Here is a 20,210-nt window from a genome sequence, read left to right as displayed (position 1 = left end):
CCTTCAGCGTCGGCGTTTGGCCATGGCCGCGCGGGCGCGTTCGACGGCGGGTCCGATCTCCTCGACGAGCCGGTCGATGTCCTCTCGGGTGGAGGTCCGTCCGAGGGACAGGCGCAGGCTGCTGAGCGCGGTCTCGGGGGCGGCGCCCGTGGCCAGCAGCACGTGGCTGGGCTGGGCCACCCCGGCCGAGCAGGCCGAGCCGGTCGAGCAGGAGACGCCGCGGGCGTCGAGGAGCATGAGCAGGGCGTCGCCCTCGCATCCGGGGAAGGACAGGTGGGAGATCCCCGGCAGCCGGCGGTCGAGGTCGCCGTTGACGACCACGTCGGGCACGACTCGGCGTACCCGGTCCTCCAGTTCGTCGCGGAGCTCTTTCAGGTGCGCGACGTGTTTCTCGCGGCCCTCGACGGCGAGGCGTACGGCGGTGGCCAGGCCTCGGGTGAGGGGCGCGGAGAGGGTGCCGGAGCGGATGTCGCGTTCCTGGCCTCCCCCGTGCAGGACGGGGGTCGGGGCGAGGCCTCGGGCCACCACGAGGGCTCCGGTCCCCACCGGGCCGCCGAGTTTGTGGCCGCTCAAGGTCAGCGCGCCGACCCCGGACGCGGCGAAGTCGACCTCTTCGACGCCGATCGCCTGGACCGCGTCGGTGTGAAAGGGCACCCCGTACTCGGCGGCGACTGCGGCCAGTTCTCGGACCGGTTGCAGGGTGCCGATCTCGTTGTTGGCCCACATCACCGACACCAGGGCGACGGACGCGGGGTCGCGTTCGATGGCGGCGCGCAGCACGTCGGGTTCCACCCGGCCCCGGGCGTCCACGGGGAGCTCTTCGCAGAGGGCCCCTTGGTGGTCGGCCATCCAGCGGGCGGGGTCGAGGGCGGCGTGGTGTTCCACGGCGCCGATGAGGATCCGGGTCCTGGCGGGGTCCTCGGCGTGCCGGGCCCAGTAGAGGCCCTTGATCGCGATGTTGTTCGACTCGGTCCCGCCGGCGGTGAAGACGACCTCGTGCGGGGTGGCGCCCACCGCGTCGGCGATGTGTTCTCGGGACTCCTCGACGACACGGCGGGCGGACCGGCCGTGCGCGTGGAGTGAGGAGGGATTGCCGAGGGCACCGAGCTGCGCCGCCACATCGGCGATCACCTCGGGGCGGACCTCGGTCGTGGCTGCGTGATCCAGATACACCATGGCGCATTCCAGGATACGTCCGGCGCCCGGGGGCTTCGGGCCCCGGCCCCCGGGCCCGGGCTTTTCCACAGGTCGGTCTCCGTTCCGGCACCGGCCGCCCCGGCCCGATAACCTTGTGTCATGCCTGACTCCGTGCCCACGCCTCCCCGACCGACCGACGTCCCCGCCGGGGAGCACTGGCCCGCGCCTCTCGCGGACAGCCCGGTACGGGCCCGTGTCCGCCTGCCCGGTTCCAAGTCCGTGACCAACCGGGCCCTGATCATCGCCGCGCTCGCGGAAGGGCCCTGTGCGGTACGCCGCCCCCTGGTGAGCCGGGACAGCGAGCTGATGGTGGGCGCCCTGCGCGCGCTCGGCACGCGGGTCGAGGAGGTCCCCTCCGACGATCCGGACACCCCCGACCTCGTCGTCACCCCGGCCCCGCTGCGCGGACCGGCCTCGATCGACGTGGGCAACGCCGGAACCGTCATGCGCTTCGTCCCACCGGTGGCCGCCCTGGCCGACGGTCGGGTGGACTTCGACGGCGATCCGCGCGCGCGGGAACGGCCGGTGGACGAGCTCCTCCGCGCGCTGCGCGCCCTGGGCGCCCGTATCGACGACGAGGATCGCGGTGCCCTGCCGCTGACCATCCACGGCACGGGGTCGGTGCGCGGCGGCGAGGTCACGTTGGACGCCTCCGGTTCCTCCCAGTTCGTCTCGGCCCTACTGCTCGCGGGGGCCCGGTTCGACGAGGGGGTGCACGTACGCCACGAAGGGCCGCCCGTGCCCTCCCAGCCGCATCTGGACATGACGGTGGAGATGCTGCGGGCCGCCGGGGCCGCGGTCACCACCGGTGAGAACTCCTGGAGGGTGGAGCCCGGCCCGCTCCGGGTCTCGGAGATCGCCGTGGAGCCGGATCTGTCCAACGCGGCGCCCTTCCTGGCGGCGGCCCTCGTGAGCAAGGGCGAGGTCACCGTCGAGGGCTGGCCGGAGCACACCACCCAGCCCGGTGACGTGCTGCGCGAGCTGTTCACCCGTATGGGCGGCGAGGTCTCCCGTTCGGGCGATCGGGGCGAGAACCTGACCCTGCGCGGTACCGGGGCGATCCACGGCATCACCGCCGACCTGCGCGACGTCGGGGAGCTCACCCCGACCATCGCCGCCGTGGCGGCCCTGGCCGATTCCCCCTCCCGACTGACCGGCATCGCGCACCTGCGCCGGCACGAGACCGACCGGATCGCCGCCCTGGCCGCCGAGATCAACCGCCTGGGCGGGGACGTCGAAGAGCTGCCCGACGGCCTGGTGATCCGTCCTCGACCGTTGCACGGCGGGGTCTTCCACTCCTACGACGACCACCGGATGGCCACCTCCGGAGCGGTGATCGGGCTCGCGGTGCCCGGGGTGGAGGTGGAGAACATCGCCACCACGCGCAAGACGATGCCCGACTTCCCCGGCCTGTGGGCGGAGGTCCTGTCATGAGCCGCACCCGAGGCGGTGGGCGTCACCTGGACGAGGACGACATCAGGGTGCGGGCCCGGGGCGGTTCCCGCCCACGCACCCGTAAACGGCCCAAGCACGAGGACGCCCGTGAGGGCCTGGTCACCGCGGTCGACCGTGGGCGCTACCGCTGTCTGGTGGACGGCGTCCCCGTCGTGGCGATGAAGGCCCGTGAGCTCGGCCGCGGCTCCATCGTGGTCGGCGACCGTGTGGACGTGGTCGGCGACCTGTCCGGCCGACCCGACACCCTGGCCCGGGTGGTCCGAGTGCGCGAACGCGCCTCCGTCCTACGAAGGACCGCCGACGACACCGACCCGGTGGAACGGGTGATCGTCGCCAACGCCGACCAGCTCGCCATCGTCTGCGCCCTGGCCGACCCGGCCCCGCAACCGCGTTTCGTGGACCGTTGCCTGGTGGCCGCCTACGCCGCCGGGCTGGAGCCTCTGCTCTGTCTGACCAAGGCCGATCTGGCCTCCCCCGATGAGATGTTGGCCATCTACCGGCCGTTGGGGCTGCCCTACGAGGTCCTGGAACCGGACGAGGGGCTGGAGGAGCTGCGTTCGCGTCTGGCCGGGAGGACCACGGTGTTCGTGGGTTCCTCCGGTGTGGGCAAGTCGACCCTGGTCAACCGGCTGGTGCCGGGCACCGACCGGGCCGTCGGGCATGTCAACGCCGTCACCGGTCGAGGCCGGCACACCTCCACCTCGGCACTGGCGCTGGAGTTCGAGGGCGGCTGGCTGATCGACACCCCGGGGGTGCGCAGCTTCGGTCTGGCGCACATCGGACCCGAGGAGATCGTGCGGGGCTTCCACGACCTGGACGAGTTCGCCGCCGACTGTCCGCCCGACTGCACCCACCAGGCCGACGCCCCCGATTGCGCCATAGGCGCGGCTTTGGATCGGGGCGAGGCCGACCCGGACCGGGTGGCCTCGCTGAGACGTCTGCTCTCCAGTCGTGAGGGCGAGGACGACTCCGAGCCCGCTCCGCAGAGCCCGACGCCCTGAGACCGCCGGGGTGGCCGCGTCGAGCGGCCCCGGCCCCGGAGCCGTGCGAGCGCCGTTCTCCGGAGCGCTGGTCTCCCGGCCGATACCGCCCGGAACAGACCCCTCACCATCACCAGAGGTAGGTGGAGGTCCAGGTCTCAAGGGCGCCGGCCCGTCGCCGTGCCCGTGGTCAGCGGTCGACCGGGAGCAGTATCCCGTGCACGACCATCTCGACCCTCCGCGCGGCCAGGTCCGGGTCGATCGGCTGAAGCGAGTACGAGACGAGCAGACGAAGGGTGACGTCGGCGACCGTCTCGGCGACCCCGGGATCGGCGTTCGGACAGTGTTCGCGCAGGGTGCGGTGGATCCGTTCGCCCAGGGCGTCCAGGAGCGGTTCGGAGCGGGTGGTGAGCACGGGGAGGAGTTCGTCGTCTCCGGTGACCACGGCCCGCAGCAACGGGTTGTCCCGGGCGCCGAGCAGCACCATGCGGATGGTGCGACCGACGGCGTGCGCTGGATCGTGACCGTCGGCCTCCAGGACACGTTCGACGGTGTCCATGAGCGCGTTGACCTCGCGTACCACCACGGCCTGGAGCAGCCCCTCCTTGCTCCCGAACACGTTGTAGAGGGTCTGCCTGGACACCCGGGCCGCGCGGGCGATGTCGACCATCCTGCGGCCGCCCCAGTGGCCCGCCAGCACCTCGGTGTAGGCGGCGTCCAGCAGCCGTTCCCGGGCGCCGACACCCGCTCCCGCGCGTCCGTCTCCGCTCACGGTCCCCATGGCCTCATCCTCACATCCGCTCCGCCGCCCTCGGGTGGGCGCGGGGCGGGAACACGTGTTCCGTTTCGGGCGCCGTTCCCCGGATTCGACGCACACAGGGCAGGGTAGGCGTTCGCGGCACAGGTCATCACACTCCGGTCACGCGCCGGCCCCGCTTTGGGCATGAGCCTTCCCGGGACGGTAGCGTTACCCGCCATGGGGTCCTTTGACGATGATCTGCGGCTGGCACACGTGCTCGCCGACGCTGCCGACGACATCGCGCTGAAGCGTTTCCGCTCGCTCGACCTGGTCGTGGACACCAAACCCGACCTGACCCCGGTCACCGAGGCCGACCGTATGGTCGAGGAGACCCTGCGAGGGGTGCTCTCGCGCGCCCGTCCCCGTGACGCGGTGGTCGGCGAAGAGTACGGCAAGAGCGGCAACAGCAACCGGGTGTGGGTCATCGATCCCATCGACGGCACCAAGAACTACGTGCGGGGCGTCCCGGTGTGGGCGACCCTCATCGCCCTGCTCGAGGGCGATCGGCCCGTGGTCGGCCTCGTGTCCGCTCCGGCTCTGCACCGGCGCTGGTGGGCCTCACAGGGCGGGGGCACGTGGGCCGGACGGAACCTCTCCAAGGCCACTCGCTGCCAGGTCTCCCAGGTCACCGAACTCTCGGACGCGTCGCTGAGCTTCTCCTCACTGACCGGCTGGGAGGAGCAGGGGCGGTTGGAGTCGTTCCTGGGACTCACCCGCTCGGTCTGGCGGACCCGCGCCTACGGCGACTTCTGGTCGCACGTGATGGTCGCGGAGGGTGTGGTGGACATCGCCGCCGAGCCCGAGCTGTCGTTGTGGGACGCCGCGCCGCTGCCGATCATCCTGGAGGAGGCCGGTGGTCGCGCCAGTGCTCTGCGAGGGCAGGGCTTCGAGGACGGCGGCCCTCTGGTGTGCACCAACGGGGCCCTGCACGAGCAGACCCTGACCTGGCTCAACGGGGGTCCCACCCCGCTGCGCCGCCCCTGAACCGACACCGACGGGCACGTTCCGCACTCGAAAGAACACGTCGAGTAGTAATGTGCGCTGTGTGCTGACCACGACAACCCGTCTCCCACGTACGGTCGTGCTCTGCGGAGCGGCCCTCCTCCTGGCCACCACCGCCTGCGCGGAGGGCCACGGCAAGAGCCCCATGGAACTCAGCGAGATGATCGCCGAGTCCGTACGCGACTCCGCCGACACACGGATGCCGGGCCTCGGGGTGGCCGAGGCCCACTTCGAACCGGACGGTTTCTCCTGCGATCCGGCCGTCGACCCCGAGGTCCCCGGTCTCTGGCGCAGCCACGCGCCCCGGGAGACCGTCATGGACGAGGCCTCGGTCGAGCTGGGGCTGATCGACGCCGACCACGAGCGTTCCGGCACCGTCTTCGCCACCGTCACCGATCCGGAGGGCGGAACCGCGACCGCCGAGGCCGAGCTCGCCTCCGACGAGTGGACCGGCCTCGTCTACCCCGACGACTTCGACGCCGCCCCGCTCCGGACCGGCGTGTACACGGTGATCTGGTCCGACGCGGCCGAGGGGGCCCGTATCACCTGCGACGGTTTCGAGGTCGACTGAGAGCCGCTCACGCCCCCGCCCCTTCGGATACGTGCGTGGCGTAAGGGACTTTCGAACGGTCCTGTAGAAAAATCCTCCCAGAGTGAACCGAAACCCCTCGGTCCCGCGATGGGTCTGTTGTCAGCCCGCCTTCGTGGGCCACCCCGGCGCCGCCGAAGCCGCGCCGGGTCCTACAGACACACACGGGAAGGGGCCCAATGCTGCGTTCCCTCACCGCCGGGATCCTGCTGGCCTTCGCCGGTTCCCGGGCCAACGTGGCCCGGACCATCCTGTCCTGCGCGGGGATCGTCGTCGGTGTCGGCGCTCTGATCATCGTGGTCACCGCCGGCGACCTCGGGCAGCGCTACGCCACCGCCGAGAGCGAGGCCAACGCGGGGCGAGCCGCCACCATGCAGGTGACATCCTTCTCGGCGGTCACCGACATGGCCGCCTACGAGGAGGACATCGCGCGCGCCGGGGCCGAGAAGGTCTCGCTCTCCCAGATGCCCGCGCAGAGCGCCGTCTTCCGGAACGGCGACGAGACCCTCGACTACGTCGACCTCACGGCCGTGGACGTGTCCATGGCCGAGATCCGCCGGATCAACATCCTCCAGGGGCGTTGGTTCACCGAGGCCGACCTGGGCTCCCAGGCCCCGGTCCTGGTCGTGAACCAGGCGCTCGGGGACATCATCGGCGACAGCACCGAGATCCAGATGGGCACCGACCGCTGGATCGACGTGCGCGTGGTCGGCGTCTCTCAAGGGTCGGCCTTCGACGGGGACTGGTACAGCGCCTACCTGCTGCGTTCCCCGATCACCGAGGAGATGATCTTCGGCCCCACCTGGGACGCCGAGGCCGGCGGCATGTCACCGGGCGAGAGCGAGCTGGGGGTCACCCACGTCGCCCTCCTCGACCCCGCCGACAGCGCCGCCGAGGACATGGACAACGGTGAGGAGTTCACCGAGCGTCTGTCGTCGGCGAAGTGGCGGTGGAGCACCGACGGCCGCCCCGACCTCATGATCTATCGGGCCGACTACGCGGAGCAGACCCAGGAGCTCATCGACATCATGTCGTGGGGTCTGATCGGTATCGCCGCCATCACCCTCACCACCGGCCTGCTCGGCGTCCTCAACGTCGGGCTGGTCACCGTCCGGGAACGACGGCGCGAACTGGCGACCTACCGCGCCTTGGGCGCGAGCCGGTTCACCCTGTTCGTGGCGGTGGTCATGGAGGCCGTCGTGGTGGCCGTGGTGGCCGGGCTCATCGCCCTGCTCCTGTCGTTCGCCCTGGTGGCCGTCGCGGGGGCCGTCATCGGGAACTTCGTCGCGCTGCCCCCCGATATCGCCATGGTGGTGCCGCCGTCGGCCGTACTGGTCGGTCTGGGCAGCGCCGCCTTCGTCGGGCTCTTGGCCGGGATCATCCCCGCGATCCGGGCGCTGCGCGCGTCCGTCGTCGCAGGGCTGCGGGAATAGGAGAACAAGTGAAGAAGTGGATCATCGTCGGCGCCGTCACCGTCCTCTTGCTGGGACTGGTCGGCTCGGGCTACCTCCTGCTGTCGCGGTCCGGAGCCGACCCCTCGGACGAGGACTTCATCGGGACCGCCTCCGACGTGAGCGGAGAGCCGGTCGAGGTCGAGTTGGGGACGGTCAGCTCCGTACTGGTGCTGGACGCCATCGTCCGCGCCGAATCCGGGGAGAAGGTCCGGGCCCGTCAGGGCGGGACCGTCACCCATCTGTGGTTGAACGACGGCGCGAGCGTGGACAAGGGCGCTCCGGTCGTCAACGTCTCCCTGCCCGCCGAGGGCGGGGCCGTCGAGGGTGAAGACGGGGAGGAGGACGCCCCGACCACTCGTGAGGTGACGTTGTACGCGCCCGCGAGCGGCACCCTGTCCGGCCTGGACGACGTCCTGGTCGGTGACGTGCTGGAGCCCGGGGCCACGGTCGCCACGGTCTCCAGCGGGAAGTTCCAGGCGGTGGCCCAGGTCCCGGCCAACGACCTCTACCGGTTCTACGACGACCCGGGCGAGATCATGCTCAAGATCGACAAGGGTCCGCCCGCCGCGGAATGCGAGTTCATCGGGCTCGGCGCCGGGAACGACTCCTCCTCCGAGGGGGACGACGAGACCGGCGGCGGCGAGGGCGGCGGCTCCGAGCTGTCCTGCCGGGTCCCCTCCGACCTGACCGTCTTCGACGGTGTGCAGGGCAAGCTGTCGGTGAGCACCGGCGAGGCCGAGAACGTCATCGTGATCCCGGTGACCGCCGTGCGCGGCAACTCCGAGTCGGGCGAGGTCATCGTGATCGGCGACGACGGCTCCGAGGAGGTCCGTGAGATCTCCCTGGGTCTGTCCGATGGGAACTTCCTGGAGGTCACCGAAGGTCTGAGCGTGGGCGAGAAGGTCATGGACCCGATCCCGCTCGACCCGCGTTTCGACATCCCCGAGGAGCCCATGGACGAGTTCGACGAGGACTTCGATGAGGACTTCGAGGACCCGGAAATCGCGGAGGAGAGCTAGATGTCGTTCGAGGCTCCCCACCTGCTCCCCACCCCGGTGCGTTCACCCGCCTCTCCGCTGCTCCGGGTGGAGGGGCTGACCCGGCACTTCATGGTGTCGGGCGAACGCATCGACGTGCTGCACGACTGCACCTTCGACGTCGCCCGCGGCGAGGTCGTCGCGATCATCGGGCAGTCCGGGTCGGGCAAGTCCACGCTGCTGAACGTGCTGGGTCTGCTCGACCGGCCCAGCGGCGGGTCCTACGTCTTCGACGGGGTGGACACCACCGGCCTGCGCGAGGGATCGAGGTCGCGGTTGCGCGGTGACGGGATCGGCTTCGTCTTCCAGCAGTTCCATCTGTTGGAGCGGCGGACCGCGCTGTCCAACGTGGGGGTGCCGATGGTGCTCTCCGGGGTGCCGCTACTGCGTCGTCGGGCCCGCGCCAAGGAGCTGCTGGAGTCGGTGGGGCTGGGTCACCGGCTGCACTCTCAGCCGCACCAGCTCTCCGGCGGTGAGCAGCAGCGTGTGGCCTTGGCGCGCGCGTTGAGTCGTGACCCCGCCCTGATCCTCGCCGACGAGCCCACGGGCGCTCTGGACGCCGCCAGCAGCACCATGATCATGGACCAGCTGATCGAGCAGGCGCGGGACCACGACGCCGCCGTGGTCGTGGTGACCCACGACCCGAAGGTGGCCGAGCGGGCCGACCGTATCGTCGAACTGGTGGAGGGCCGCACCCGCTGAGCGTGATCCCGTGCGGACCGACCCTCCGGTCCGCACGGGATCCGCGGTCCCCCTCGGATTCGAGGTATCCGCGCACGAGAAAGCGCCGGTCGGATTTCTCCGACCGGCGCTTTTCCTGGTAGCGGGGACAGGATTTGAACCTGCGACCTCTGGGTTATGAGCCCAGCGAGCTACCGAACTGCTCCACCCCGCGTCGTTGTGTTCTCCACTTTAGGGCATTCACTCTCGGGTGGCAAATCCGTTCCGACTTCCGCCGAACCGGTGGAGAACCCACCCGACCTCGATCGATCACTCGATCTCGACCCTCATCCCACCGTGTGGAAAACCCCGGAAGGACATTTCCGATTTTCACCGGGGTGAAAAGTCGGAAAAGTACCGGACCCGGGATTTCTCCCGGGTCCGAACCTGGTAGCGGGGACAGGATTTGAACCTGCGACCTCTGGGTTATGAGCCCAGCGAGCTACCGAACTGCTCCACCCCGCGTCGTTGTGTTCACTACGTTAGCGTGCCCACGGGGTGAACGCCAAATCGACGGTCGGAGACGCCGGACACCCCGGACACGAGAGCGGGGCGGGACCCGTCCGGATCCCGCCCCGCGTCACGGCCTCACCCCGAAGGGGCGAGGACTAGTTCTCGCCCGCGGCCTCCTCGAGGGCCTCCAGAGCGTCGCGCAGACGCTCGTTGGCCTCCTCGTTGGCGTTCTGGGCCTCCTCCCAGGCCTCGACGGCCTCGTTGAGGGCGTCGGTGAGGTCCGAGGGTTCGGAGCCCGCCTCGGAGGTCTCGTCGTCCCCGGTGGACTCCTCGGAGCCCTCGTCCGGGTCCGGAAGCGGACCCTCGCCGCCCTCGAACAGGTTGTTCAGGGCGTCCTGGAGGTTGCTGCCGATCGCGACCTCCTCACCGAAGCCGACCATGACCTGCTGGAGCAGCGGGAAGGACGCGGCTCCGCCGCCACCGGCCTGAACGTAGAGGGGCTCCACGTAGAGCAGACCGCCGGCGAACGGCAGGGTCAGCAGGTTGCCTCGTGTCACCTCGGCGTTGGACTGCTCCAGCGGGAGCAGCACCTCGCGCACGTCGGCGTCGGAGTCGAAGGCGTTCTGCACCTGGCCGGGACCGAAGATCACCGTGCTTCGAGGCAGTTCCAGCAGTTTGAGCTTGCCGTACTCGTCCGACTCGGGGTTGCTGTCCACCGCCATGAACGCGGCCAGGTTCTCACGGTTACGCGGCACGAACGTGGTGGTCAGCGAGAAGCTCGGCTCCTCGGCGCCCGGGAAGTTGATGGTCTGGCGGTAGGGCGGCTCGGAGACCTCCCCCTCCTGGGTCGGGTCGTTGGGGACCGTCCAGAAGTCCTGACCACCGTAGTAGGACGCGGCGTCGGTGACGTGGTACTCGCGCATGATCTCGCGCTGCACCTTGAACAGGTCGTCCGGGTAGCGCAGGTGCTGGACGAGCTCGTCGCTCATCTCGTCCCGGTCGACGATCGTGCCCGGGAAGGCGCCCTGCCAGGTCTGGAGGACCGGGTCGTTCTCGTCCCACCCGTACAGGGTGACGGTGCCGTCGTAGGCGTCGACGGTCGCCTTCACCGAGTTGCGGATGTAGTTGACCTCGTTGCCGGGCAGCGCGCCGACCTGCTGGGCCGAACCGTCCGTGAAGGTGTCGGTCACCGCCTGGGTGAAGTCGATGCGGTTCGCGTACGGGTAGCCGTCGGAGGTGGTGTAACCGTCGACGATCCACACGACACGACCCTCGACCACCGCCGGGTAGGGGCGGCTGTCGACGGTGAGGAACGGGGCGACCTTCTCGACACGGTCCAGCGGGTCGCGCTCGTAGAGGATGCGCGAGTCGCTCGTGATCGCGCTGTTGAGCAGGATGCTCGTTTCCTGGTACTTGATCGCGAACAGGATGCGGTCGAAGAAGTTGTTCAGCGGCACGCCGCCGTCACCGTCGTAACGGTTGTAGGCCTGGGAGCCACTGGCGGTGTCACCGTCCTCGCCCTCCTCGGTGGCCTCGGCGTCCGCGTCCTGGGACTCGTCGGCGCCGTCGGCCGGGGCGCGGGCCTCGTCCGAGTCCGGGCTCGGGCTGGATTCCACGGCGTCCTCGAGCGTGGGGACGTCGGGCTCCTCGGCCTCGGGGTCGAGGGGGTGGTCGTACTCCTCCTCGGCCTGGACGATGACGTAGTCGGCGCCCTCGCGACCATAGTAGATACGCGGCTCGTACTCGCCCACGACGTCGCTGAGCTCACCACGCGGCGGGATGTTGTACTCGGTGAAGACCGGGCGGCCCTCGTTGTCGATCAGGTTGCCCGCGGCGGCGACCATGCCGTAGCCGTGGGTGTAGATCAGGTGCCGGTTGAGCCAGTTGTCCTGGTCGGCGGGCGGACCGTCGAGTTCGCGGACGGCGACGATCGTGTCGATCAGGTTGCCGTCGGCGTCCGGATAGCGGTCGACCTCCAGCACGTCCGGGAACTGGTAGAAGCCTCGGACCTGCTGCATCTGCTGGAAGGTCTGCGAGACCACGGCCGGGTCGGCCAGACGCACGCTGGGGATGGTGTCGGCCTCGGCCGCCAGCTCCTGAGGGGTGAGCTCGGTGGTGGCGTCGTAGTCGATCACCTCGGTGTCGGCGATCCCGTACGCCTCGCGCGTGCTCTCGATGTTGCGCTCGATGTAGGGGCTCTCCAGGCGCTGCTCGTTCGGGTTGACCTGGAAGCGCTGGACGATCTCGGGGTAGGCCACGCCGACGACCACCGCGGACAGCACCAGCAGACCGAGAGAGGCCACCGGGATCATCGTGTTCTTGAAGACGATGTTGGCGAAGAACAGGAGCGCGCAGATCACCGAGATGACGGTGAGGATGGTCAGCGCGGTCTTGACGGCGTTGACGTCGGTGTAGGAGGCGCCGAAGGTGTAGCCGCGGTTGGAGAAGACCAGTCCGTAGCGGTCGAGCCAGTAGGAACCGGCGCGCAGCAGCACGAAGAGGCCCAGCAGCACCGACAGGTGCACTCGGGCCGCGGGGGTGGCGCGCTGGCCGCTGTCGTTCTGGAGACGCACACCGCCGTACAGGTAGTGGACGATGACCGCGGCGATGAACGCCAGGATGACCGCCGCGTACATGTAGCCGAGCAGGATCCGCAGGAACGGATAGGTGAACGCGAAGAAGGCGATGTCGATGCCGAACTCGGGGTCGTTGACGCCGAAGTCCACGCTGTTCACGAACTGGAGGTAGACGCGCCAGTCACCGCTCGCGGCGGCTCCGGACAGGAGCGCCAGGGCGCCCACCGCGATCCAGAAGAAGAGCTTGCGGTGCGGGTCGATGGACTGGCGGTAGCGGTCCAGCCCCTGCTGTTCCAGGCTCATCGGCCGGATACCGGGCCGGGCCCTGTAGGCGAAGAAGATGCTCGCGCCGACGATGACCGCCATCACCAGTGCGGCGACGGCGAACAGCAGGACACGGGTCCACAGCTCGGTCAGGAAGACCGAGGTGTAGCCGATGGCGTTGAACCACTTGTAGTCGGTCCAAAAGTTCGCGGCGAGCATCAATCCCGCGATGATGACGACCACGGTCGCCGCGACTGGCGCGAGCAACCTTGATCGGCGAGGCATACGCGCAGGTGGTGCGCCGGGCGATCGGAAGCTCACGCCTCCCCCTCGTTCTGGCTAGGTGCGTTCTGGTGCGCGTGTGGCGCCTTATTGGTGAAAACTTATGCGGTGGCCCCCGGGTTCCCGAAATCCCCCATAGGCAGGTGACAAGGCTGCATCGTTGGGGTATCGGAGTCGCAAACGGACGGCCCCCACGCGACCCTACTGCCGGCGAACGGGCGCGGCGAGGTTCCCACATCGGCCACCATGGAAACGTGTCGAACATTCGCGAAGCCGTCATGGACCTGGAACGCCACGCCGCCGAACAGGGGTGGGACCGACCGTTGGGGCTGTACGCCCTGGTACCGACCTCGGAGCTGCTGACAGCGGAGCCCGCTCTGGCCGGTCTGCTGGGGATCGACTCCCCCGCCGACCCGGACGAGCTGACCCCGGTGGAGCAGGAGGAGCTGCCCGGAGACGTCCCGTTGGAGGAGGCCCTGGGTCGCATCCTGTGGCCCGAAGGGGTGGCCGGCTGCGCGCTGGTCATGGAGCGCCTGGTGGTGAAGGGCTCGGACGAGACCCTGGCCGCCGGCGAGGACCCCGCGCTCTCAGGAAAGGAGACCGAGGAGATCCGGATGGTCGCCGGCGTGCTGCGCGACGGCTCCCGCCACTGCGCGATGCGGATGCGCAGTCACGACAGCGAGTCCGAGGTGCTCAACGGCCCGGACCTGATCCCGGCCCTGACCTCCGCCCTCGCCCTCACCCTCGACCTGGAGGAGTAGTACACGCGGTCTCCCACAGCAACCCCCTGAGGTCAGGGCACGCGATCTCCTACCCCGGCCACGGGGGGTTGCCCGTTCGGGCGCCGGCGGGGTTCTGGAGGTGCCGCAGGTGGGGTCGCGAGGTACGAGTGGCCACACCGTAGGTGCCGAAGGTTCCCGCCTCCCTTGGCGCCCGAACACGCGCCGAAGCGAAGCGGAGGCGCAAAGCAAACACTTTCGGGCCTTGACCACGGCAGGGTGTAACGGCCACACGCCCTCCTACCTCAGACACGGGGGGTGCGACCGGTACGTGTTCTCCTACATCAACTCCAAGGGGTGCCCGAAGCGCCGGCTGACCCCCGAAGCGAACACCGCTATTCGCAGCGGGGGAGGTCGTCGCCGCCGTCACGGATGGTCTCCAGGGCGTTCACGGCGTCGGTGAGGGTCTCCACCCGCACCACCTCCAGCTCGCCGTAGGCGGCGGACTGGGCGACCTGGGAGCAGCTGTCGGCGGCCACGAGGAAGTATTCGGCGCCGTCGCGCTTGGCGCTGACCATCTTCTGCGGGATGCCGCTGATCCCGCCGACGGTGCCGTCGGAGGTGATGGTGCCGGAGCCGGCGACGTGGGCGCCGCCGGTGAGGCCCTCCTCGCTGAGGCGGTCGATGATCCCGAGCGCGAACATCATCCCGGCGCTGGGGCCGCCGATCTCGCCGACGGAGATGTCGATGTCGACGGGGAAGTCCATGTCGTCGGCGATGAGGATGCCGACGGCGGCGGTGTCGCCGTCACCCTCGACCGTGTCGAGCTCGACCTCGAGCTCGTCGCCGTCGCGGTCCAGCAGGAGGGAGACCGGATCGCCGGGCTCGCGGGCCCCCACGTGTTCGACGACGTAGGCGCTGCCGACGAGCTCTTCCGGGTCACCGCCGCTGGTGCTGGTGGGGACGGTCTCGCCGTCCACCTCCAGGATGCGGTCCCCGGGCTCGACGACGCCCTCGGCCGGCATCCCCTCGACGGCGTCGGCGACGAGGGGGATCGCCTCGTAGTCGATGTCGAGCTGGTTGAGGGCGGCGGCGGTCGCGTCGGTCTGGGAGTCGTTCATCTGGACGGTCTGCCTCTGGCTGACCTCCTCCGGGGAACGCCCGGCGGGGAACAGCAGCTCCTCGGGCAGGACCGCCTGACTCGGCGAGATCCAGGCCGAGACGAGGGTGAAGAGGTTGAGCCGGTGGTCGGGTCCGCCGGCGTACTGGACGGTCACCATGGACAGTGAGCCGTCGTGCTCGTAGCTCTCGGCGCCGTCGACGCCGATGATCGGCTCTCCGTCGTCCTGTTCTCCCAGGGTGTCGAGGGTGACACCCGGAGCCGCGACCAGGTAGGGCATGGGCAGCAGGAGACTGCCGTACCCGAGCCCGACGAGCAGGGCGAGTGCGGCGACCAGGGTCATGACGCGACGAAGCATGTGCACACCTTAGAGCCCCCGCCGGACCGTCGGTGATCGGCCACCCCCGACTCGGGGGCGTCGGTTCAGGGGCTCGGAACGTCCCGGATCAGGGAGATCCGACCCATTCGGTCGCGCCGTCCTCGAAGGCCTGGTTCTTCCAGATGGGCACCTGGGCCTTGAGGTCGTCGATGAGTCGACGGCAGGCCGCGAAGGCCTCCTCGCGGTGCTCGGCGGCGGCCGCGACGACCACGGCGAGGTCGCCGATCCGCAGGTCGCCGACCCGGTGCGCGGCGGCCATCCGGACTACGGGGCGGCCGGCCACGGAGGTGTCGCTCAGCACCTTCTCCATGACCTCGCGCAGGCGGGCCTCGACGGTCGGGTGCGCGGAGTAGGACAGGGCGGAGACGTCCCGTCCGTGGTCATGGTCGCGCACGGTCCCGATGAAGACCGCCGTGCCGCCTGCCCGGGGGTGGGCCACCGCGGCCAGGACCTCGTCGACGGACAGAGGGGTGTCGCGTACTACCGCGAGAGTGATCTCTTCCACAGGTGAACCGTATCAATCGGTCGGTCGCGTGCGCGGCCGCCGGTACGACGTCACGCGCGTTCCGAGCTCTCGCCCTCGCGGGGCGGTGACTCAGGATCTTCCGCGTTTGCGCAGGTGGCGGATGGCGGCGGCGGTACCGATCGCGGCGGCCGCGGCTCCGGCGGCCCCCGCGGCGGTGATGGTGACCTCCTTGCGCCCCAGGGTGCGTCCGGCGATCGCGTGCTTGCCGTCGCGGGATTCCAGCAGGACCCCGAGCGCCGACTCGTTGTCGTGCTCGGGTTTCCATCCGGCCTCGCGCAGGGAGGCGCAGTCCACCACACATGGGTAGACGAGGAACTTGATCTCGCCGGCGGCGGCCGGGGTGATACGGGCCTGGTGCAGGCGTCGGACCGCTCCGAAGGCGAGGTTGGCGGCGACCTCGAAGTGCTTCATCCCGGCGATCTCCTCGACCTCGCTCTGGCTCAAGGAGCCTTCGGAGGCCACGGCGACCACGCCGTCGCTTCCGGTCACCCCGTGCAGGGCGCAGAAGGCCAGGGCGGAGGTCAGGTCGTCCTGGTGGCAGAACTGCCAGTGCTGTTCGTGCCCCTTGACGGTGAGCAGCCGGGGCGCGGAGAAGTGGCGGCTCAGGAGGGTGTCGAGGTCCGGGCCGACGAGGGGCGCGGGGCGCACCACGGTCACCGTCAGGCCGGGGTGTGCGCGGCGCGCGCGTTCGGCCAGCTCCTCGACCTCGGCGAAGTCGCCCATGAGGCCCTCGCCGTTGTCCGAGACCCGGGTGGAGTTCTCGGGCAGCGGCACCGGGTTGTCCGGTGCGGCCCCGTAGACCATCGTGCTGGTGACCAGGACCACACGGGGGACCCCGGCGGCGGCAGCGGCGGTCAGGACGGTCTGCGCGGCCAGGATGTTGTGGCGCCTGCGACGCGCGGGGCGGGTCTCCAGGGAGCGGTCGTCGGCGGTGTGCACGAGGACGTCGATCCCGTCGAGTCGCCAGACCAGGGCGGGGTCGCAGACGTCGGCGATGCGCCAGGTGACGTCGCGCAGGTCGGCGAACTCCCCGTCGATCGCGATCACTTCACGGGCCCGGATGGAACCTTCCGGCGTGGCCAGGCGTTGCACGAGGAGCCGGCCCATCCCGGAAGCGGCACCGGTGACCCCGACCACCGGTCCCGCCGCACGTGAAGGGCTGTGCTCTGGGCGAACCTGGCTGCTTTCGGTATTCACTCCGGGCGACTCCCAGCTAACGTGACAGTGGAGACCAAACCTAATCCTGCCTGAGGTCTGATTGTGAGCGACCTGCCTTTCGGTTTCAGCATGCCGAACGATCCCGATGACGAGTCCGGACGCCGTTCAGGCGACTCCGGCTCGGGTGCCGGCAGCGGCCGCCCGGGCGGGGGGGACTCCGGAACGCCGGACGGTTTCCCGTTCGGCGACCCGCAACAGATGGCCGACATGCTCCGCCGCTTCGCGGACATGATGTCGTCCCAGCCCTCCCCCGGTTCCCCCGGGGAGAGCGCGACGTCCTCGACGTCCGGCATCAACTGGGACATGGCCAAGAACATCGCGCGGCACGCGGTGTCCCAACAAGGGGACCCGAGTGTGCCGCCCGCCGACTATGCCCGGGTGGAGGAGGCGCTGCGCCTCGCCGACCTGTGGCTCGACCAGGCTACCGACCTTCCTTCGGGGGTGCAGACGGCCCAGGCCTGGAGCCGCTCGGAATGGATCGAGCGGACGATGGACGCGTGGGCGCAGCTGTGCGACCCGTTGACCGCCAAGACCGTCCAGGCCATGGGGCAGAACCTGCCCGAGGAGATGTCCACCATGGCCGGCCCGCTGCTGGGGATGATCCAGCAGATGGGCGGCATGATGGTCGGTCAGCAGGCCGGTCAGGCCATCGGTGGCCTGGCGCAAGAGGTGATCGGCACCGCCGACATCGGCCTGCCTCTGGCCGGTGAGGGCAACGCCGCCCTGCTGCCCTCGGGGGTGGCCCGCTTCAGCGAGGGTCTGGAGATCCCCGACGACGAGGTGCGGCTGTACCTGGCGGCGCGTGAGGCCGCCGTGCACCGCCTCTACTCGCACGTTCCGTGGCTGCGTTCGCACGTGTCCCGTCTGGTCGAGGAGTACGCGGCCGGGATGTCGTTCGACGTGAGCGGCCTGGAGGACCGGCTCGGTGAGATCGACCTCACCAACCCGGAGGCGCTCCAGGAGGTCATGTCCGGCGGGATGGGGGCCGAGGGCCTGCTCCAGCCGGAGGACACCCCCCAGCAGAAGGCCGCCCTGACCCGACTGGAGACCACGCTCGCCCTGATCGAGGGCTGGGTGGCGACCGTCGTTTCGGCGGCCGTGGCCGAGCGGCTTCCGCACGCCGGAGCGCTCGCCGAGACCACGCGACGTCGTCGTGCCACCGGCGGCCCCGCCGAGCACACCTTCGCCGCCCTGGTCGGTCTGGAGCTGCGGCCGCGCCGACTGCGCGAGGCCGGTGCGCTCTGGAAGGCCCTGGAGGAGGCCCGTGGGGTGGAGGGCCGGGACGCCGTATGGCAGCACCCGGACCTGATGCCCACCGGCGCCGACCTGGACGATCCCGAGGCGTTCGTCGCCGGGGGCTCCGACGAGGGCCCGGACTTCGACATCTCCTCGTTGACCGGCCCCGAGGGGCCGTCCGACTCCGGCGCGGACGAGGACGACCGCGGGGACGACGGCCGTAAGGACGACAGGGGCGAGGGCGGCGCGTGAGCCTGCGTGAGGACGCCCGGGCGGTACTGACCGCCTGGGCCGCCCCCGACCCCGGCCAGGAGGCGCTGCGCGTCTCCTACCTGGAGCATCTGGACGCCCATGAGGACGCCATGTGGCGTGACTGCCTGCCGGGGCACCTGACCGCGAGCACCGCGATCATCTCCGCGGACGGGGACCGGGTGGCGTTGGTGCTGCATCGGATCCACCGGATGTGGTTGCAGACCGGTGGTCACTGCGAGAGCGACGACGCCACCCTGGCCGAGGCGGCTCTTCGTGAGGCCGCGGAGGAATCGGGGATCGTCGGTCTGACGTTGCTACCCGCTCCGGTGCGGCTGGACCGGCACACGGTGCCGTGCGGCGGCGGCAGCGTCCATCTGGACGTGCAGTTCGCCGCGGTGGCTCCCGACGACGCGGTACTGGTACGGGATCCGGACGAGTCGGCGGGCCTGGGGTGGTTCCCGGTCGATTCTCCGCCCGAGCCCACCGACGACTCCGTGCGCGACCTGGTGCGCGCCGCCGTGGTGGCCGTTCGGGACCATGGTCCGGTACGCCCCTGAGGAGTATCCGTGTCCTTGATCACCGTCGTCGTCATGGTCGGCGGCCTGGTCACCACCTGGCTCGTCCGGCGTTCCCGTCGTGCTCTCGCGCGATTGCTGCTCGATGAGCGCGCCGGACGGGTCGGGGCGGCGGAGGCCGCCCGCCTCCGGTTCGAACACGTGCGCCGCTCGTTCCTCGTGGGACGGGCGGCCTGTGGTCTTCTGGCGGTGCTGATCGTGGCGGTCGTGGGCCGGGCCGCGGTCTCGGGTTCGTGGGGTGCCGCGACCGGCTACTACGTCGCCGCGTTCGGCGCGCTGCTGCTGGCGGGCCTGGTCATGCTCTGGCGGGTCCACACCGATCTGCGTCGTTCCCGGGCGGCCTTGGAGGGCTGACCCCGTCTTCTGAGGGGGCTCACCCTTCCAGGGTGTTCCGGCCGGTCTCCAGATCGTCCTCGTCGTCGTGGACGCACCCTTCGGACCGGCTGCCCGCGCTGTACCCCTCGAGGTAGCCGCGTGCGCGGTCGGCCTTGGGGTAGCGACGTACCAGTTCCCAGAACTCGCGACCGTGGTTGGGGTGGTGCAGGTGGGCGAGTTCGTGGACGAGGACGTAGTCGACGACCCAGGAGGGCATGCCCGCGATCCGGCGGGAGATGCGGATGTCCCCGGTCTCGGGGGTGCACGAGCCCCAGCGGGAGTTCTGGTTGTCGACCCAGCGGACGCTGGCGGGCAACCTGGTCCCGTCGAGGTGGCGTCGGGCCAGTTCGACGGCGCGTTCGTGGAGTTCGCCGTCGCCGGGGCGGCGGCGGTCCTCGCGTGCCTCCAGTCTCCGCAGCATCTGATCCACCCAGCGCTTTTCCTCTGCGCGGGAGAACGTCGCGGGTACGAGGACGACCGTGGTGTCCCCGTCACGGTAGGCCGACACCGTACGTCGACGACGGGGACTGCGCCGTACCTCGATTCTGGTGTTCGAGGGCACGAACTTTACGGTAGCCGAGGGAAGCGTTTCCGAACAGGTGTGCCCTGTTCTGATATGTCACCGGGATAGCGTTTTGTTCGAGTGGTCCGTACGGGCCGCGCGAGCCCTCCTCGGGTCGGATCTCCCCAGAACAGAGGGGTTCTCGTGGCTCCGAGGCACCATCCTCCACTCGGAACACGGCCCCCCGAACCCCCTCTTGGTTATGAAAAAGAGACCGGACGGCCCCGCGTCGGGTGCCGTCCGGTGCTACCGGATGCCATGTCGGCCGTCTCTCGACGTCAACACAGCCTCGACCACGCGATTTCCATGATCGCCTCTTCCGCACGACGCTCCTCGCGCTGACGGGCGCGCAGGTGCCGGGCGCCGAGCCTTCTGGCCAGACGCTCCCGGGGCTCTTCCTCGGTCCGTTCCACCATGCGCATGAGTTCCTGCATCATCGT

At 70.1% G+C, this 20,210-nt stretch carries 19 protein-coding genes and 2 tRNA genes; 11 read left to right on the top strand and 10 right to left on the bottom strand.

Features of this window, described 5'->3' with window-relative positions:
- Positions 1–3: 3 nt before the first annotated feature.
- Complete coding sequence (locus tag D451_RS0103950) at positions 4–1,176, bottom strand: cysteine desulfurase family protein (protein ID WP_017533496.1); 1,173 nt, start codon at positions 1,174–1,176, stop codon at positions 4–6.
- Between the two features lie 120 nt (positions 1,177–1,296).
- On the opposite strand from D451_RS0103950, the gene aroA reads away from it, so the two are divergent.
- Together aroA and rsgA are read left to right on the top strand one after the other, a co-directional pair.
- Positions 1,297–2,631 carry a 3-phosphoshikimate 1-carboxyvinyltransferase gene (aroA, locus tag D451_RS0103945; RefSeq protein ID WP_017533495.1) on the top strand — a complete coding sequence of 445 codons (1,335 nt, stop codon included), beginning with the start codon at positions 1,297–1,299 and terminating at the stop codon, positions 2,629–2,631.
- Entirely contained in the window at positions 2,628–3,653 is a 1,026-nt protein-coding gene (rsgA, locus tag D451_RS0103940) for a ribosome small subunit-dependent GTPase A (RefSeq protein ID WP_014910152.1), read from the top strand. Before aroA ends, rsgA begins: the two co-directional genes overlap by 4 nt.
- 169 nt (positions 3,654–3,822) lie before the next feature.
- Here the strand turns inward: rsgA and D451_RS0103935 are convergent, their stop codons facing one another.
- Entirely contained in the window at positions 3,823–4,413 is a 591-nt protein-coding gene (locus D451_RS0103935) for a TetR family transcriptional regulator (RefSeq protein ID WP_014913474.1), read from the bottom strand.
- A 195-nt stretch (positions 4,414–4,608) separates the two neighbouring features.
- On the opposite strand from D451_RS0103935, the gene hisN reads away from it, so the two are divergent.
- The 5 genes from hisN to D451_RS0103910 all read left to right on the top strand — a co-directional run bounded on the left by hisN (position 4,609) and on the right by D451_RS0103910 (position 9,215).
- The gene (hisN, locus tag D451_RS0103930) at positions 4,609–5,415 is read left to right on the top strand and encodes a histidinol-phosphatase (RefSeq protein WP_017533494.1); all 807 of its coding nucleotides are present in this window, start codon (positions 4,609–4,611) and stop codon (positions 5,413–5,415) included.
- Positions 5,416–5,476: 61 nt separating this feature from the next.
- Positions 5,477–6,004: a hypothetical protein gene (locus tag D451_RS0103925; protein ID WP_036567746.1), complete on the top strand. Its 528-nt coding sequence runs from the start codon at positions 5,477–5,479 to the stop codon at positions 6,002–6,004.
- A gap of 197 nt (positions 6,005–6,201) precedes the next feature.
- Positions 6,202–7,455 (top strand): ABC transporter permease, encoded by a 1,254-nt coding sequence (locus D451_RS0103920; protein ID WP_017533492.1) that lies wholly within the window; start codon positions 6,202–6,204, stop codon positions 7,453–7,455.
- An 8-nt stretch (positions 7,456–7,463) separates the two neighbouring features.
- Positions 7,464–8,495 (top strand): efflux RND transporter periplasmic adaptor subunit, encoded by a 1,032-nt coding sequence (locus tag D451_RS0103915; RefSeq protein WP_017533491.1) that lies wholly within the window; start codon positions 7,464–7,466, stop codon positions 8,493–8,495.
- Positions 8,496–9,215: an ABC transporter ATP-binding protein gene (locus tag D451_RS0103910; RefSeq protein ID WP_014912314.1), complete on the top strand. Its 720-nt coding sequence runs from the start codon at positions 8,496–8,498 to the stop codon at positions 9,213–9,215. It begins immediately after the preceding gene.
- A gap of 116 nt (positions 9,216–9,331) precedes the next feature.
- Here the strand turns inward: D451_RS0103910 and D451_RS0103905 are convergent.
- The 3 genes from D451_RS0103905 to D451_RS0103895 form a co-directional block, all read right to left on the bottom strand.
- Positions 9,332–9,408, bottom strand: a tRNA-Met gene (locus D451_RS0103905).
- Between the two features lie 213 nt (positions 9,409–9,621).
- Positions 9,622–9,698: transfer RNA gene (locus D451_RS0103900), tRNA-Met, on the bottom strand.
- Between the two features lie 143 nt (positions 9,699–9,841).
- Complete coding sequence (locus D451_RS0103895; RefSeq protein ID WP_017533490.1) at positions 9,842–12,769, bottom strand: UPF0182 family membrane protein; 2,928 nt, start codon at positions 12,767–12,769, stop codon at positions 9,842–9,844.
- A gap of 293 nt (positions 12,770–13,062) precedes the next feature.
- Between D451_RS0103895 and D451_RS0103890 the strand changes: the two genes are divergently transcribed.
- Positions 13,063–13,569, top strand: coding sequence for a PPA1309 family protein (locus D451_RS0103890; RefSeq protein ID WP_234305828.1), 507 nt, complete (start codon positions 13,063–13,065; stop codon positions 13,567–13,569).
- 353 nt (positions 13,570–13,922) lie between these two features.
- On the opposite strand, the gene D451_RS0103885 is transcribed toward D451_RS0103890, so the two are convergent.
- From D451_RS0103885 to D451_RS0103875, 3 genes are all read right to left on the bottom strand, one after another.
- Complete coding sequence (locus D451_RS0103885; protein WP_026124809.1) at positions 13,923–14,990, bottom strand: YlbL family protein; 1,068 nt, start codon at positions 14,988–14,990, stop codon at positions 13,923–13,925.
- 103 nt (positions 14,991–15,093) lie between these two features.
- Positions 15,094–15,531 (bottom strand): molybdenum cofactor biosynthesis protein MoaE, encoded by a 438-nt coding sequence (locus tag D451_RS0103880; RefSeq protein WP_014908295.1) that lies wholly within the window; start codon positions 15,529–15,531, stop codon positions 15,094–15,096.
- Positions 15,532–15,621: 90 nt separating this feature from the next.
- Entirely contained in the window at positions 15,622–16,689 is a 1,068-nt protein-coding gene (locus D451_RS0103875; protein WP_017533489.1) for an NAD-dependent epimerase/dehydratase family protein, read from the bottom strand.
- Between the two features lie 123 nt (positions 16,690–16,812).
- Here D451_RS0103875 and D451_RS0103870 point away from each other — a divergent pair, with 123 nt between their 5' ends.
- From D451_RS0103870 to D451_RS0103860, 3 genes are read left to right on the top strand one after another with little or no spacing between them, the layout of a single operon-like run.
- Positions 16,813–18,258 (top strand): zinc-dependent metalloprotease, encoded by a 1,446-nt coding sequence (locus tag D451_RS0103870; RefSeq protein ID WP_014912046.1) that lies wholly within the window; start codon positions 16,813–16,815, stop codon positions 18,256–18,258.
- Positions 18,255–18,815 (top strand): NUDIX domain-containing protein, encoded by a 561-nt coding sequence (locus D451_RS0103865; RefSeq protein ID WP_017533488.1) that lies wholly within the window; start codon positions 18,255–18,257, stop codon positions 18,813–18,815. The genes D451_RS0103870 and D451_RS0103865 overlap by 4 nt, the downstream gene beginning before the upstream one ends.
- Before the next feature lie 9 nt (positions 18,816–18,824).
- A complete protein-coding gene (locus D451_RS0103860; protein WP_014912705.1) occupies positions 18,825–19,187 on the top strand; it encodes a hypothetical protein in 363 nt (120 codons plus the stop codon).
- A gap of 19 nt (positions 19,188–19,206) precedes the next feature.
- Here the strand turns inward: D451_RS0103860 and D451_RS0103855 are convergent, their stop codons facing one another.
- Positions 19,207–19,770, bottom strand: a complete 564-nt coding sequence (locus tag D451_RS0103855) for a M48 metallopeptidase family protein (RefSeq protein WP_014908245.1) — start codon at positions 19,768–19,770, stop codon at positions 19,207–19,209.
- Positions 19,771–20,048: 278 nt separating this feature from the next.
- Complete coding sequence (locus D451_RS28205) at positions 20,049–20,207, bottom strand: hypothetical protein (RefSeq protein ID WP_017533487.1); 159 nt, start codon at positions 20,205–20,207, stop codon at positions 20,049–20,051.
- Positions 20,208–20,210: the final 3 nt, after the last annotated feature.

The sequence above is a fragment of the Nocardiopsis alba DSM 43377 genome (genome assembly GCF_000341225.1).
Taxonomy (GTDB): Bacteria; Actinomycetota; Actinomycetes; order Streptosporangiales; family Streptosporangiaceae; genus Nocardiopsis; species Nocardiopsis alba.
Note: the sequence above shows the minus strand (reverse complement) of the source record. Positions and strands in the feature narration are given on the sequence as shown.

Coding starts and splice junctions, on each gene's coding strand:
- D451_RS0103920 (WP_017533492.1), top strand. CDS start 6,202: ATGCTGCGTTCCCTCACCGCCGGGATCCTGCTGGCCTTCGCCGGTTCC.
- hisN (WP_017533494.1), top strand. CDS start 4,609: ATGGGGTCCTTTGACGATGATCTGCGGCTGGCACACGTGCTCGCCGAC.
- D451_RS0103885 (WP_026124809.1), bottom strand. CDS start 14,990: ATGACCCTGGTCGCCGCACTCGCCCTGCTCGTCGGGCTCGGGTACGGC.
- D451_RS0103950 (WP_017533496.1), bottom strand. CDS start 1,176: ATGGTGTATCTGGATCACGCAGCCACGACCGAGGTCCGCCCCGAGGTG.
- D451_RS0103910 (WP_014912314.1), top strand. CDS start 8,496: ATGTCGTTCGAGGCTCCCCACCTGCTCCCCACCCCGGTGCGTTCACCC.
- D451_RS0103935 (WP_014913474.1), bottom strand. CDS start 4,413: ATGGGGACCGTGAGCGGAGACGGACGCGCGGGAGCGGGTGTCGGCGCC.
- aroA (WP_017533495.1), top strand. CDS start 1,297: ATGCCTGACTCCGTGCCCACGCCTCCCCGACCGACCGACGTCCCCGCC.
- D451_RS28205 (WP_017533487.1), bottom strand. CDS start 20,207: ATGATGCAGGAACTCATGCGCATGGTGGAACGGACCGAGGAAGAGCCC.
- rsgA (WP_014910152.1), top strand. CDS start 2,628: ATGAGCCGCACCCGAGGCGGTGGGCGTCACCTGGACGAGGACGACATC.